Source organism: Rhodobacteraceae bacterium D3-12, from assembly GCA_025916135.1.
Lineage (GTDB): Bacteria > Pseudomonadota > Alphaproteobacteria > Rhodobacterales > Rhodobacteraceae > JAKGBX01.
On sequence record CP104793.1, the window covers coordinates 363,956 to 376,944 of the forward strand.

Consider the following 12,989-nt stretch of genomic DNA (forward strand, 5'->3'; position numbering starts at 1 on the left):
TTGGCAAAGGCGCGGTAGAGAGTGGCGCATGACGCGCGATATTACCCAAGAATACGCCGCCCGCGTGGCCGCTGGCAGCCTGTCCCCCGATCCGGCGCAGGAGGCCGTTCTGCCCAGCCTTGAGCGGGTGCGCAGGGCGCTGATGGAACCGCAGAAGAAGGGGTGGTTTGGCAAGGCCAAGCCCACGCCGATCGAGGGGCTTTACCTGTGGGGCGGGGTCGGGCGCGGCAAGTCGATGCTGATGGATTTATTCGTTGATTGCCTTGGCGATATTCCGGCGCGGCGGGTGCATTTCCATGCCTTCATGCAGGAAATTCACGAGGCGATGCACAAGGCGCGTCAGGAGGGTGTCGAGGATGCCTTGATGCCTGCGGCGCAGGCGGTGATTTCGTCGGTGCGCTGTTTGGCGTTTGACGAGATGCAGATCACCGACATCACCGATGCGATGATCGTCGGGCGCTTGTTCGAGGCGTTGACGGCGGCGGGGGTTGCGGTGGTGACCACGTCGAACCGGGTGCCGGATGATCTTTATAAAGACGGGTTGAACCGGCAGTTGTTTTTGCCCTTCATCGCGCTGCTTAAGCAGCAGATGGAGGTGCGCGAGCTGTCCAGTCCGACGGATTACCGGCAGGACCGCTTGCAGGGGCAGGAGGTGTATTTTGCCCCCGATAATGCCGCGGCGAAGGCGGAAATGGATGCGATCTGGCACGATTTGACCGGCGGGATGAGCGAGGCCTATACCCTGCGGGTCAAGGGGCGCGATGTGGTCATTCCGGGGTTTCACAACGGGGTGGCGCGGGCGTCGTTTTATGACCTGTGCGGGCGGATGTTGGGGCCGGGGGATTACCTTGCGCTGGCCGAAGAGGTGAAGGTTTTGCTGATCGACAACATCCCGCGTCTGTCGCGCAGCAATTTCAACGAGGCCAAGCGGTTTGTGACGCTGATTGATGCGCTTTACGAGGCGGAGGTGCGGTTGATCGCGAGCGCGGCGGCGGCGCCAGAGATGCTTTATGTCGAGGGTGAGGGCACGTTCGAGTTTGAGCGCACGGCGAGCCGGTTGCGTGAAATGCAGTCAGAGGGTTGGGGTGCTGGGTAGGGTCGCGCAGAGCGTCTCTAACCATTGGGCGACGGCCTGAGTGGCGGGGTCGCGCCGGTCGGCGCGGCGGCGCAGGAGCCAGATATCGCGGCTGGGCGGCGGGGTGCCGGTGTTGGCGGCGATGGGCGTCAGGGTTGGCGGCGCAGCGGGATGGCTGGGCTGATCCGGGAGGCAGGGTAGAAGCGTTTTGCCAAGCCCCGCAACCACCGCCGCGCGCGCGGTTTCCACATCAGAGACGGTCACGCGGGCCTGCGGCGTTTGCGCGGCGAGCCAGCGGGCATGTGGCAGGTGCGACAGCGCCGGATCGAGCGTGATCCACGGCAGGGTTTCAGGGTCGCCTCCCACGGGCGCGAAGGCGGCATAGGTGAGACGCGCAATGCGGCGGGTGGTGAGCGTCTGTCCGCCGTGAGACGGGCGGGCAAGGCGCAGGGCGAGGTCGGCCTCGTGACGGGCAAGGTCATAATCGCGCCCGTCGGGCAAAAGCGCGAGCGACAGGCCGGGATGGGCCGCAGCAAACTCTGGCAGTGCGGGGGCGATAAGCCGGTTGACGATCATCGGCGTGGCGGTCAGGCGGATGCGCCCAGTGGGCGTGCCGGAGTGGTCCGAGACCAGCGCGTTGAGCGCGCGGCTTTCGCCCTCCATCGCGGTGGCGATGTCGGCAAGGCGGTGTGCGGCAGGGGTGAGGGTAATGGCGCGCCCGACACCGGGTTGCAAAAGCACAAGGCCGGTGGCCTGTTCCAGCGCGCGAAGGCGGCGCGAGACCGTGGTTTCATCAACGCCAAGGTGGCGTGCGGCGCCGACAAGCGTGTGGGCGCGCGACAGGGCGAGAAGGAAACGAAGATCGTTCCAATTCAGATCGCTTGGTGTTTTGACCTGCATTTTTACAGTTTAGCAATGGAATGATCGGCATTCCAGAGGGTTTCCAGCCGGTGCAAGGTGGTCGCGTTGAAACAAGGAGCGACGCGATGTTGATGACCATTCTGTTCCGCGACACCCCCGACGCGGACCCCGAGATAAGAGCGCGGCATATGCCGGAGCATTTGGATTTTCTGGAGCAAAACCGCGCAAGCATCCGCGCGGCGGGGCCGTTGTTGGCACCGGATGGCACGGTGAGCGGCGGCTTGTGGTTGGTCGAGGTTGCGGGCGCGGAGGCGGCGGACGCCTTGGTCAGGGCCGATCCGTTCTTTGCCACGGGGCTGCGGGAGAGTTGGGAGATTTGCCAATGGCGGCAGGTGTTTGCGGATGGGGCGCGGCAGATTTAGCGCAAATTCATCCCTTAGAAAATGAAAGGGGGCCGTTGGTTCGGCCCCTCAATCAGTCCTGCCTATGGGGTGTGCGCTAGGACGCGGTGAGCTTGGGGATGCTAAGCCGTTGTCCGGGGCGAATTTTGTTCGGTGATGCCAGAAATTGGCGATTGGCCTCGAAAATCTTGGTGTGGAAGCGGGCGTCACCATAGAATTTGCGCGCAATCGAGCCGAGGCTGTCGCCGGATTGCACCGTGTAGAAATTATACTGTCGGGTTTGTCCGGCCCGCTGCACCACGCGCACTTCGACGCCTTTGCCGCTGGCGAAGGATTCAAGGGGCGGTGCGGCGTTGGGATCGGCGGGCGTTTGCTTGATCAGCGTGGCAATCAGGGTCGCGGTGTCAACTTTGCCGTCGTTGGTTTGCAAGGCGGCGGGAACGGCGACCAGCCCTGCGGCGGCGGCTTCGTTCAGGAGCGCGTCGAGATAGGCGTCGGACTTCCCTTGGGTCAGTGCTTGGGAAATCAGCGTTTCGAGCGAGGTGTTTTTATTGGCCGCCGGGGCGGGGCTAGTGGGGTTGGAGCCCGTCGTGCCCGCCGGGGTGCGGGTGTCCGTGAGCGAGGCCAGCACACCTGCGGTCATGTCGCGCATCGGGTCGGATTTTGGCGCGGCGCCGGTGAGGGTGGAGGGTTTGCCGAGACCGGCGAGGACACCTTCGCTGAGGGCTTTGAGGGCGGTGTCATTCGCGGTGGCGGCCGAAACGGGGGGCGTTTTGACCGGTTGCTGTGCCGTTGTGGCGCGGAGCGAGGCCTGCACCACGGCGCTGAGCGGATCGACGTTGGGCACACCGTCGACTGGGGGCGCGCCGGTTCCGAGCAAATCGAGGCCGGTTTCGGCGCGAGAGACCTGCACTTGGGTGGTGGCGGCGCTGTTCTTGACGGCAGCAGGGGCGGGCGCGGGGGCGGCGCCGACTGTTTGAGAGGTGTCGGGTTGCAACAGCAAAAGCGTCGTGGTGATGGCAAAGAAGCCGCAGCCGATCAGGGCGATGCGCAGGGTCGGGCTGGATTGAACGGGCTGCTCCGGCTGGGCGGGTTCGGGGCCGGTAAAGGCGGGTTTTTGCGTGATCATGACTTAGCTGACCCCGTCGCGCAGCGAGAGGCCGAACAATTGCCAGAGCTGCATTCCACCGCGGTAGTATTTCAGCTTGGCCGCGGGATAGCCCGCATCGGTCAGATTGCGGATGGCGCGGGGCGTTTCAGAGCACCACGGCCCGTCGCAAAACAGCGCCAGTTCGAGCGCATTGCTGAAGTCCCAACCGGCAGATGTTTGCCGTGCGCCGAGGGCTTTTAGAATTTCGTCGCGGTAGGGGTTTGTCGGCTCGAGCGTGGCGAGCGGCACATTGACCGCGCCGGGCAGCGTGGCTGTGTTGAACCCGTCCGGCGCACGGGTATCGACAAGCAACCCGCCGCCAGTGGCGACGCGTTGTTCGAGGAAATCCATGACTTCGAGTTCGGCAATCGTGGCAACGCCGGGCGCGGCGGTGAGCGGCTGAATACAGGCGGGCGGACAGGCGCGCGAGGTTTTGGTATAGTCGGGCGCAAGCGTATGGGTTGGGTCCTGAATACGTTCAATCACCACGGGTTCACCCTTGAGGATGAACGTGCGGTTGGCCAGCTCTGGCGTGATGTTGACGTCTTGTGCCATTGCCGGCACGGCGAGTGCGACGCTTGCTCCCATCGCGAGGCGCAAAATGCGCTGCATGATACTAATCCCCCACTACACGGCGCGCGTTATTTTGCTGGCAGGCTGGCGCGTTTGTGACTGCTTTCCAAGATATAGGCGAATCACCGCGAATCAGTCAACATAAAGTGATTCGTTGTTGACGGGTTTGACGGCGCTTCGCGGGTGATTCGCGATTTTGTAAGCGAAAGGGCGGGGCAATGGCCGGACGCTGTGCCCAAAAATGCGCCGTCTTGGCCGAGCGTGGCGCGGGTTAGCCGTTTTCGCGCAGAACCGCCCCGGCCAAGTAGAGCGAGCCGCAGATCAGGACGCGGGCGTTTGGCGTCGTGGCGCTGATCGCGGCAAGCGCGCTGGCAACGCTGGTTGCGGTTTGCGCGGTCATGCCAGCGGCGCTGGCGGCGGCGGCGGTGTCGGCGGCGGGGAGGGTTGCGCTCTCTCCGGGGATCGACACGGCGGTCAGGCTTTGCACCTGCGGGGCCATCGGGGAGAGATAGCCCGAGATGTCCTTGGTATTGAGCATCCCGCAGATCAAATGCGTGGGCCGCGCCGGTAGGGCGGCGAGGTGGCGGGCGATGGCCTGTCCGGCGGCGGCGTTGTGCCCGCCATCAAGCCAGAGCTCCACGCCGGGGGCCGCATCGGCTAGAGGGCCGGAGCGCAGGCGTTGCAGGCGGGCAGGCCACGTGGCGTTGGTCATCGCGGTTTCGGGCGTGCCGGTCCCAAGTGCGCGCAGGGCGGCGAGAGCGGCCCCGGCATTGTCGATCTGATGCGCCCCGGGCAGCACGGGCAGGGGCAAGTCGAGCAGGCCGGTTTCATCCTGAAACACCAGCCGGTCGCGTTCTTCATAGACGTGCCAGTGCTGGCCCTGTGCGATCAGCGGCGCGGCAAGGCGGGCGGCGCGGGCTTCGATCACTTCGAGCGCCTCGTCCTGTTGCGGGCCGACGACGCAGGGCACGCCGCGTTTGAGAATGCCGGCCTTTTCACCCGCGATCTTGGTCAGCGTATTGCCGAGGAATTGCTCGTGGTCGATGGAGATCGGGGTGATGACAGTGAGCGCGGGCCGGTCGAGGACATTGGTCGCATCAAGCCGCCCGCCGAGGCCGACTTCGAGCAGGGTGTAATCGGCATGGCTGCGCGACATGGCGAGAAGGGCGGCGCAGGTCGTGATCTCGAAATAGGTGATCGTCTCGCCGTTGTTGGCGGCATAGCATTCATCGAGCACCGACGTCAGGTGGTCTTCGTCGATCAGCGCCCCGGCGAGGCGGATGCGTTCGTGAAAGCGCGCCAGATGCGGCGAGGTATAGGCGTGGACGCGGTGGCCCGAGCCTTCGAGCCCGGCGCGGATCATCGCTTGGGTCGAGCCTTTGCCATTGGTGCCAGCGATGTGGATCACCGGCGGCAGGGCGTTTTGCGGATTGCCCAGCGCATCGAGCAGCCGCCACATGCGATCAAGCGTCAGGTCGATGATCTTGGGGTGGAGCGCCATCATCCGGTCGAGGATGGCGTCGGATGTTGCGGTCATTCCTTGGGCGCGTCTTGCTTCGATGCTGCCTGTGCCTTGGCCGGTGCCTTGGTGGGGTCGGGAGGCGTATTGATTGCAGCTTCGGCGGCAGTTTCAGCGGTGGGCGCGGTCTCTTCGGGCGGCGTTTCCGTCGGGGCGGGCAGGTCACCGGCGATGGCGGGGGGCAGGCCAAGCAGCATGCGGGTGATGGTGATCAGCTCGTCCCGCATTTCGCCACGCGGTGTCACGCGATCAAGCATGCCGTGATCAAGGAGGTATTCAGCGCGCTGGAACCCTTCGGGGAGCTTTTCGCCCAGCGTCTGTTCGATCACACGCGGCCCGGCAAAGCAGATCAGCGCGTTGGGTTCGGCAAGGTGGACATCGCCGAGCATCGCATAGGAGGCCGTAACCCCGCCCGTCGTGGGGTGGGTCAGCACAACAATATAGGGCAGCCCCGCTTCCTTGAGCATCTGCACGGCGACCGTGGTGCGCGGCATTTGCATGAGCGAGAGGATCCCCTCTTGCATCCGCGCGCCACCGGCGGCGGAAAACAGGATCAGCGGGCGTTTCAGTTTCACTGCGCGTTCGGCGGCGGCAATGATGGCATTGCCGACATACATCCCCATGGAGCCACCCATGAAGCTGAAATCCTGTGCCGCGGCGACGATGGGCGTGCGCCCGATTTCGCCTTCGGCCACGAGCATCGCCTCAACCTCGCCCGTGGTTTTCTGGGCAGTGCGCATGCGGTCGGGGTATTTCTTTTGATCGCGGAACTTGAGCGGATCTTCGATGGCGGCGGGGACGTCGATTTCGGCAAAAATACCGCCATCGAACAGCGCGCCAAAGCGTTCACGCGGGGTGATTGCCATGTGGTGGCCGCAAGAGGTGCAGACGTTCAGGTTCTCGGTCAGCTCGCGGTGGAACAGCATGGTGCCGCACGCGTCGCATTTGCGCCAGAGGTTTTCCGGCGTGTCACGGCGGGAAAAGATCGAGTTGATCCGGGGGCGGACGTAGTTGGTGATCCAGTTCATGGGCCGATGACGCCTTTGTCTACAGTGATTTTGGTGAGCCTTGAGATAGTCGTCCGAGCCGGGAAATGCAATTGCAGCCTTGAGGAAAGCTTAGCGTGCGATGGCGAGGCGCGCCGCGAGCCATGTCGCAAGCAAAAGCAGCAGTTCAGCAGGTAGGCCCGTGCCCCAAAGCGTATCGGACGCCGGCACAGGGCGCAGCGGCGGATCAAGCACGACAAGCGCGAGGCCGCTGTCATTGCCGCCCTTTTGGCCAAAGAACAGAAACGCATAGGCATTGTTCATCAGGTGCAGCCCCAGCGCCGGGGCCAGCGACCCGGCGCGCGCGGTCAAATCAGAGGCGGCAAGGCCGAAGCAGAATGCCCAGAGCATATAGGCGAGGTTTTCGACCGGCGGCGCATAGCCGTTCCAATGGGCCAGCGCAAAGGGCAGGTTGGGCAGGATAAGCCACATGGCCGGATGCGGCAGAAGCACCGCGACACGCTGTTGCAGATAGCCGCGATAAAACAGCTCTTCGGCGCCGGTTTGAACGAGCAGAACGACAAGCGCCGGGAGCAGCAGGGTAAGCCATGTCGGCAGCGGGCGCAGGGTGACCTCAGGGCCATAGTCGACGCCGATGAGCAGGATTTCGACCGCAAAGAACACCACAGCGACATAGAGGCATGTCGTCCGGAAGGTTGCGCCAAAACCGGGGTTGAGCCCCAGCAGGCTAAGCCATGAGCGGTCATGCAAGACCCGCAGGATCAGCGCAATCGCCAGCCCAAGTAGCGCAAAAGATCCAAGGTTGAGCAACAGGCCGACCGGGGTGTTGCCCGTGGCCATGCCGTGCTCCAGCGCCGGAGAGATGGCACGAAGCAAGAGGCCAAGCGCCTTTTGCCCGGCTTGGAACAGCAGCTCGACAAGGGCAAATCCCAAAAGCACAGGCCGCAGCCCCGGTGTTTCGCGCGCCGGTTCGATGAAGCGGGCGTGGGCGGCATAGCGGTTGGGCTTTGCCGGGGGTGCTCTCATCGTGAAATCGCCAGCCGCGCCGCGAGCCAGGCGCAGAGCATGACCATGAGGTCATAGGGCAGCCATGTGGCTCGGGCGGGGATGTCATCAAGCGCGAAGGGATAAAGATTGAGTGCGAGGCCGAAGTTATGCCCCTGTGGCGCGGTGATCAAAAGGGCGCTGACGTTGATTGCGAAATGCAAGGCAAAGGCGGGGCCAAGCGTGCCAGACCGCGCGGTGAGATCGGCGGCAGCAAGACCAAAGACGAAGGCCGCAAGCACATAGACCGGCGCGTTCGCCCCGGCGGTGGCCGGATCATAATGCAACAGCGCAAAACCCAGCGCGGGCAAGGTGATCCAGACAAGCGGATGTGCAAAGCGCGCTGCAAGCTGGCTCTGAAGATAGCCGCGAAAGACCAGTTCTTCGGCGGTGATCTGTATCATAATCAGCGGCAAAGCGAGCGGCAGCAGTGCCAACCAGCGCAGCGTGGGCAGGCCGGGTGATGGTTCCATGCCGGCGGGCTCAGGCAACAGCCACAGCAAAGTGCCAAGCGCCGAAAGCGCAATCATGACCCGCAAGAAATCCAGCGCCGCCTTGGCCGGGTGTCCCAAAAGTGAGCGCATCTGTCGATGATGCAGTTGGTTCATGACCAGCATCAGCGAGAGCGTCAGCAGGCCAAAAATGCCAAGGATGACAAACATTCCGCACGGCGTTGAACCGTGGTCGATTTCGTCGGCGAGGCGCGGCCATTCGTCTTGGGTCACCAGTTCCGCAAGCAGATTGAAATAGGTATAGCCCAGCGCAAAAAAGCAGGCCGTGATGATGCAAAGCCCCAATGCCAGCCGCCAAAGCTGGGCCGAAGGGCGGGCCGGAGCGACCAGAGTATCATGAGCGGCATAGCGCATGGCACTGCTTTAGACGCAGGAAGGGGCGTTTGGGAAGCCTCGTGTTGTTGCACATCGCGTGGCCAAATGACCCGAGGGATACGGGCGAACCCGCGAGCGGTGCGCTAGATGCAGCTGTGGGAGCCTCCGGCGGGGATATTTACGGTCAGATGAAGCCCTGGCCATTTCGCTTCATCTGACTGGAAGTATCCCGGGGGTTTGGGGGCTGGCCCCCAATTGGGCCCGCGTTTTGGGGGCTGCCCCCCAATCTACTAAACCTGTGCGCGGAACGCGCTCCTTTGGATCGGGTTCGCATTGTATGGGGCGGGTGTTGCGGCTATAGGCGGGCGGACGCATAACGGAATCGCAGCAGGGAGTGGCTGACATGTCGAACGCAAATCTGGAAACCGCCATCGAGGCCGCGTGGGACGCGCGGGATACGATCACGCCGGCCACCACCGGGGAAACCCGTGAGGCGATTGAAGAGACGCTTGGCGCGTTGGACAGCGGCGCCTTGCGCGTGGCGGAGCGGCAAGAAAACGGCGATTGGCATGTGAACCAATGGGCCAAGAAGGCTGTTTTGCTGGGCTTTCGTCTCAAGGACATGGAAGAACAGTCCGGCGGGCCGCAGGGCAGCGGCTGGTGGGACAAGGTGGACAGCAAGTTCAAGGGTTGGGGCGACAACCAGTGGAAGGCCGCCGGGTTTCGCGCGGTCCCCAATTGCATCGTTCGCAAGAGTGCTTTCATCGCGCCGGGCGTGGTGTTGATGCCGTCTTTCGTGAATCTTGGCGCCTATGTGGACGAGGGCACCATGGTGGATACATGGGCCACTGTCGGCTCTTGCGCACAGATCGGCAAGAACGTGCATCTTTCCGGCGGTGTTGGCATTGGCGGCGTGTTGGAGCCGATGCAAGCCGGGCCGACCATCATTGAGGACAACTGCTTTATCGGGGCGCGGTCCGAGGTTGTGGAGGGCTGCATCGTGCGCGAAGGCTCGGTTTTGGGCATGGGCGTATTCATCGGCCAATCCACCAAGATCGTCGATCGCGAGACTGGAGAAGTCATGTATGGTGAAGTGCCTGCCGGGTCGGTTGTTGTTTCGGGCTCGATGCCGTCAAAGAACGGTGTGAACCTGTATTGCGCCGTGATCGTGAAGCGGGTGGATGCGCAGACGCGCTCGAAGACGTCGATCAACGATTTGCTGCGCGACTGAATGCGCGCCTAATTTCGCGACAGGCTGAACGCTGTTTGGCGCGCTTTGCAGAGAGTAAAAGAGGGTGGGCAATTTGCCTGCCCTTTTTCGTTTTTTCGGCGACGGATGTGTCGCGCTAATTCGTTGAAGCCTCAAAACCACGAGGGGGGCGTCATGAAGCGCGCATTGATTTTAGGGGTGCTGATTGTTCTGGGCCATGCGGCTCAGGATGTACGGGCAGCGGAGTTTATTGCAGCACCGGACCACAACGTCGCAATCCACCTACAGGAGTAGCGGTTTCAGTCGCTTGTTTTTCGGAAGGCCGATTTTTAAGAACCGGTGCCGAAATACTTGCGGCGCAGCGTTTCGTAGTCGCCCGACTCGCGCAGGGACAGCAGGGCGCGGTTGATCTCTTCCATCAGTGGGCTTTGTGAGGGCAGCGCGATGCCGTAGTTTTCGGGTTTGAACACAGGCGGCAGGAGGCGGCCGTGGGAGGCGCCTTCGGTGCGGATGTACCATGCGAGGATCGGGCCATCGAAGACCACGGCTTCAAGCTTTCCGGCTTCGAAATCGCGCAGCATCGGGGCGAGATCATCATAGCCAACGTGGCCGAGGCCGCGCGTCTCTAGGTAGGCCGAGGCGGTTGAGCCGGTGGTGGAGCCGATCCGGCGGCCATCGAGATCAGACATGGATTGGATATTGCCGGTGATCGCCTCGACCGTCATGGCGGCGGTGATGCGGGCGACAAAGATCGACACGATAAAGAGCGATGAGATCACCAGCACCACAGCAAAGAAGCGGCCGGGCCGCGATTGCGGCACGCGCTCTTCAAAGCCGCCGTTCACAACCAGATTGAGCGCCCACCAGAATGACGGGAACAACGCCTCCCGCGCTGGGCGGTCGAAATAGGGTTGGCGGTTGCGTTCAAACCACCACATCAAGAGGCCGCCACCGAACAACAGGGCAACCGCGGCCAGAATGGCGAGGGCAAGATCCCACGTGAACAGCGCCGAGAAGATGTTTGGCCCGCCAGAGTCACGCGGCACCATGATTTGCAGGCCGGCATCAAAGATCGGGTGGGTGAAATCCATAATCGCTTCGCGTGAGGCGGTGATCGAGATATTGGCGATCGCTCCGTCCACGTCGCCCGACCCGAGGGCGGCAAACATATCCGAGAAGCGATCAAACTTTTGAAAGGTCACGGTCCGGCCCATTTCGGTCGCAATCGCTTGCATCAGCTCTATTGAAAAGCCGGTAAAACCATCGGCGGTTTCCTTGGCAAAGGGCGGGCGATCAATTGTGGCAAAGGTCAGCGTCTGGGCGGACGCGGGCAAAGTTGTAAGGAGAAAGCCGAGCGTCAACGCAAGGCCGCGCAGGATGCGGAGCACGGAAATAGGCATAAGCGGTTGTCCCCAAGTGGTCTTGGCCGGTCTTAGCACGCAGAACGCGGCTGTGCATAGGGTGGACCTTTGCGGCATTTAGAGGCATGGCAGGGGCACGACCCAAGCGCAAAAGAAGGCACAGCGGACATGGCGAAGAAAGACAAACCCTCGCGTCAGGAGGTTTATACCTTGCTGGTTCAAATCGGGCGCAAAGAGGGCGACGGTTTGCCCAAGGCGGCGACCGGCGCGGCGCTTATGGTATTTGCCAGCGGTGTGGACGAGGCCGAAGCGGTGCGCGAGACGGTGGCGATTTTGAAACAGGCGGACACGGCGCCTTTGGATGTGACCGGCTATGGCACATTGGCCGAGCGGGAGGCCGAGGGGCATGACATCTCGGGCGAGGAGCGCGGATTGATGCAGCGGGCATTGGAAGAGAACGCGGTGATCGTGGCGCAAGTGACGCCGTTTTACGAGGATTGAGCCGGGGTTGCCGCCGGGCCGGGCGTGACGCCGCGGCCTGGTGGAGGAGCATCTGTCAGGCAAGCCCCATTGCGCCGGCTTCGGTCTCTGACGCTTGCATGATGCCCTTGCGCAGGATGCCGACAAGCGTGTCGATTTGCGCGCGCGAGATGGTTAAGGGCGGTGAAATCACGCAGGCATTATAGATCGGGCGCACCAGCAATCCGAGGCCCTGACAGATCGCGTCAACCCTGAGCGCGAAGGCGTAATCGCGGTCCTCGTCAGGGGTGTTCGCATCAAGTTCGCATTCGACGCCAGCCATCAGCCCACAGACGCGCACCTGAGACACCACGGGCAGGTCTTCGAGGCTTGTGAGGGCTTTTGCGAAATAGGGGCCGATCTCGCGGACGCGTTGCATCAACCCTTCGTTTTCCATGATGTCGAGATTTGCCATTGCCGCCGCCGCCGCGACCGGATGGCCCGAATAGGTGAACCCGCTGAAGAAGCCATGAGGCGCGTCCGAGGCGCGGCGCATGTCATCAAGCAGACGGTCCGAGATCAGCAGGGCGCCCATCGGGACATAGCCAGAGGTCAGCCCCTTGGCGTTGGTGATCATGTCTGGGGTGACGCCAAAGACGTCTTGGCACGCAAAGTGATACCCCAGCCGCCCGAAGGCGGTGACGACCTCGTCCGCGATGAACAGCACGTCATGCTTGCGGCAAACCTCGTGACAGCGTTTGTAGTAGCCGTCTGGCGGGATGATGACGCCGCCGGAGGCCATAATCGGCTCGGCGATAAAGGCGGCCACCTTGTCTGCGCCAAGCTCGGTGATTTTGGCCTCGAGATCGGCGACTTTCTCATCGCAGAACGCCTCGATTGATTGACCGGCGGGGCGGTCTTTGGGCTTGGGGCAGGGCAGGAAGTGGATTTGATCGGTGATCATGTCCATGCCCTCCTTCTCGCGCATCTTGCCCGAGCAGCTTGAGCTGAGGTAGGTGCCGCCGTGATAGCCGTTGACCCGTGCGATGATGTGCTTTTTCTCTGGCCGACCGAGGGCGTTGTTATAGAGGAAAGCAAAGCGCAGGCCCGAATCAACAGCCGTAGAGCCGCCGGTGGTGAAGAACACGGTGTTGAGATCGCCGGGCGCGAGATCGGCAAGGCGGGCGGCCAGTTGGGTTGTGGTGTCCGCGGCCATGGACCACGGCGAGAAATAGGTCAGGTCGCGCATTTGCTGGGTCACCGCCGCGATGATTTCTTCGCGGCCGTGGCCAACATTGACGCACCACATGCCGCCGGGGCCGTCGATCAGCCGGTTGCCGTCCGCGTCGCGCACATAGATGCCATCGCTCGAGGCAAGCGAGGTCCATTGTTCATCGCCGATCGCTGTTGCGTCTTGCCAAGGGTGCAGGAAATTACGGTCGCCTTTGTCGTTCTTGATCTGGCTTTCAACGTCTTGAGGCATTTTCGGCTCCTCGGCGGGG

At 62.8% G+C, this 12,989-nt stretch carries 13 protein-coding genes; 4 read left to right on the top strand and 9 right to left on the bottom strand.

Features of this window, described 5'->3' with window-relative positions; translation table 11 throughout:
- Window positions 1-28: 28 nt before the first annotated feature.
- Window positions 29-1,096: a cell division protein ZapE gene (gene zapE, locus N4R57_01775; GenBank protein UYV37866.1), complete on the top strand. Its 1,068-nt coding sequence runs from the start codon at window positions 29-31 to the stop codon at window positions 1,094-1,096.
- On the opposite strand, the gene N4R57_01780 is transcribed toward zapE, so the two are convergent.
- Window positions 1,073-1,975, bottom strand: coding sequence for a LysR family transcriptional regulator (locus N4R57_01780; protein UYV37867.1), 903 nt, complete (start codon window positions 1,973-1,975; stop codon window positions 1,073-1,075). The genes zapE and N4R57_01780 overlap by 24 nt on opposite strands.
- 86 nt (window positions 1,976-2,061) lie before the next feature.
- Between N4R57_01780 and N4R57_01785 the strand changes: the two genes are divergently transcribed.
- The gene (locus N4R57_01785) at window positions 2,062-2,358 is read left to right on the top strand and encodes a YciI family protein (protein ID UYV37868.1); all 297 of its coding nucleotides are present in this window, start codon (window positions 2,062-2,064) and stop codon (window positions 2,356-2,358) included.
- 76 nt (window positions 2,359-2,434) lie between these two features.
- On the opposite strand, the gene N4R57_01790 is transcribed toward N4R57_01785, so the two are convergent.
- The 6 genes from N4R57_01790 to N4R57_01815 all read right to left on the bottom strand — a co-directional run bounded on the left by N4R57_01790 (window position 2,435) and on the right by N4R57_01815 (window position 8,496).
- Window positions 2,435-3,466 carry a LysM peptidoglycan-binding domain-containing protein gene (locus tag N4R57_01790; protein UYV37869.1) on the bottom strand — a complete coding sequence of 344 codons (1,032 nt, stop codon included), beginning with the start codon at window positions 3,464-3,466 and terminating at the stop codon, window positions 2,435-2,437.
- A gap of 3 nt (window positions 3,467-3,469) precedes the next feature.
- Entirely contained in the window at window positions 3,470-4,099 is a 630-nt protein-coding gene (locus N4R57_01795; GenBank protein ID UYV37870.1) for a rhodanese-like domain-containing protein, read from the bottom strand.
- A 232-nt stretch (window positions 4,100-4,331) separates the two neighbouring features.
- Window positions 4,332-5,597, bottom strand: a complete 1,266-nt coding sequence (locus N4R57_01800; GenBank protein UYV37871.1) for a bifunctional folylpolyglutamate synthase/dihydrofolate synthase — start codon at window positions 5,595-5,597, stop codon at window positions 4,332-4,334.
- Window positions 5,594-6,607, bottom strand: a complete 1,014-nt coding sequence (accD, locus tag N4R57_01805; GenBank protein ID UYV37872.1) for an acetyl-CoA carboxylase, carboxyltransferase subunit beta — start codon at window positions 6,605-6,607, stop codon at window positions 5,594-5,596. The genes N4R57_01800 and accD overlap by 4 nt, the downstream gene beginning before the upstream one ends.
- A gap of 90 nt (window positions 6,608-6,697) precedes the next feature.
- A complete protein-coding gene (locus N4R57_01810) occupies window positions 6,698-7,612 on the bottom strand; it encodes a CPBP family intramembrane metalloprotease (GenBank protein UYV37873.1) in 915 nt (304 codons plus the stop codon).
- Complete coding sequence (locus tag N4R57_01815; GenBank protein ID UYV37874.1) at window positions 7,609-8,496, bottom strand: CPBP family intramembrane metalloprotease; 888 nt, start codon at window positions 8,494-8,496, stop codon at window positions 7,609-7,611. The genes N4R57_01810 and N4R57_01815 overlap by 4 nt, the downstream gene beginning before the upstream one ends.
- Before the next feature lie 364 nt (window positions 8,497-8,860).
- On the opposite strand from N4R57_01815, the gene dapD reads away from it, so the two are divergent.
- Window positions 8,861-9,688 (top strand): 2,3,4,5-tetrahydropyridine-2,6-dicarboxylate N-succinyltransferase, encoded by an 828-nt coding sequence (gene dapD / locus N4R57_01820; GenBank protein ID UYV37875.1) that lies wholly within the window; start codon window positions 8,861-8,863, stop codon window positions 9,686-9,688.
- 308 nt (window positions 9,689-9,996) lie between these two features.
- Here dapD and N4R57_01825 read toward each other — a convergent pair whose 3' ends face one another.
- Entirely contained in the window at window positions 9,997-11,067 is a 1,071-nt protein-coding gene (locus N4R57_01825) for a transporter substrate-binding domain-containing protein (protein ID UYV37876.1), read from the bottom strand.
- Window positions 11,068-11,196: 129 nt separating this feature from the next.
- Between N4R57_01825 and N4R57_01830 the strand changes: the two genes are divergently transcribed.
- Complete coding sequence (locus N4R57_01830; GenBank protein ID UYV37877.1) at window positions 11,197-11,529, top strand: hypothetical protein; 333 nt, start codon at window positions 11,197-11,199, stop codon at window positions 11,527-11,529.
- Between the two features lie 55 nt (window positions 11,530-11,584).
- On the opposite strand, the gene N4R57_01835 is transcribed toward N4R57_01830, so the two are convergent.
- A complete protein-coding gene (locus tag N4R57_01835; protein UYV37878.1) occupies window positions 11,585-12,970 on the bottom strand; it encodes an aminotransferase in 1,386 nt (461 codons plus the stop codon).
- Between the last annotated feature and the right edge of the window lie 19 nt (window positions 12,971-12,989).

Bases quoted from the DNA above. Each gene is read 5' to 3' on its own strand.
- N4R57_01810 (UYV37873.1), bottom strand. From the start codon at position 7,612: ATGAGAGCACCCCCGGCAAAGCCCAACCGCTATGCCGCCCACGCCCGC.
- N4R57_01825 (UYV37876.1), bottom strand. From the start codon at position 11,067: ATGCCTATTTCCGTGCTCCGCATCCTGCGCGGCCTTGCGTTGACGCTC.
- N4R57_01830 (UYV37877.1), top strand. From the start codon at position 11,197: ATGGCGAAGAAAGACAAACCCTCGCGTCAGGAGGTTTATACCTTGCTG.
- N4R57_01790 (UYV37869.1), bottom strand. From the start codon at position 3,466: ATGATCACGCAAAAACCCGCCTTTACCGGCCCCGAACCCGCCCAGCCG.
- N4R57_01780 (UYV37867.1), bottom strand. From the start codon at position 1,975: ATGCAGGTCAAAACACCAAGCGATCTGAATTGGAACGATCTTCGTTTC.
- dapD (UYV37875.1), top strand. From the start codon at position 8,861: ATGTCGAACGCAAATCTGGAAACCGCCATCGAGGCCGCGTGGGACGCG.
- N4R57_01835 (UYV37878.1), bottom strand. From the start codon at position 12,970: ATGCCTCAAGACGTTGAAAGCCAGATCAAGAACGACAAAGGCGACCGT.
- zapE (UYV37866.1), top strand. From the start codon at position 29: ATGACGCGCGATATTACCCAAGAATACGCCGCCCGCGTGGCCGCTGGC.
- accD (UYV37872.1), bottom strand. From the start codon at position 6,607: ATGAACTGGATCACCAACTACGTCCGCCCCCGGATCAACTCGATCTTT.
- N4R57_01800 (UYV37871.1), bottom strand. From the start codon at position 5,597: ATGACCGCAACATCCGACGCCATCCTCGACCGGATGATGGCGCTCCAC.
- N4R57_01785 (UYV37868.1), top strand. From the start codon at position 2,062: ATGTTGATGACCATTCTGTTCCGCGACACCCCCGACGCGGACCCCGAG.
- N4R57_01795 (UYV37870.1), bottom strand. From the start codon at position 4,099: ATGCAGCGCATTTTGCGCCTCGCGATGGGAGCAAGCGTCGCACTCGCC.
- N4R57_01815 (UYV37874.1), bottom strand. From the start codon at position 8,496: ATGCGCTATGCCGCTCATGATACTCTGGTCGCTCCGGCCCGCCCTTCG.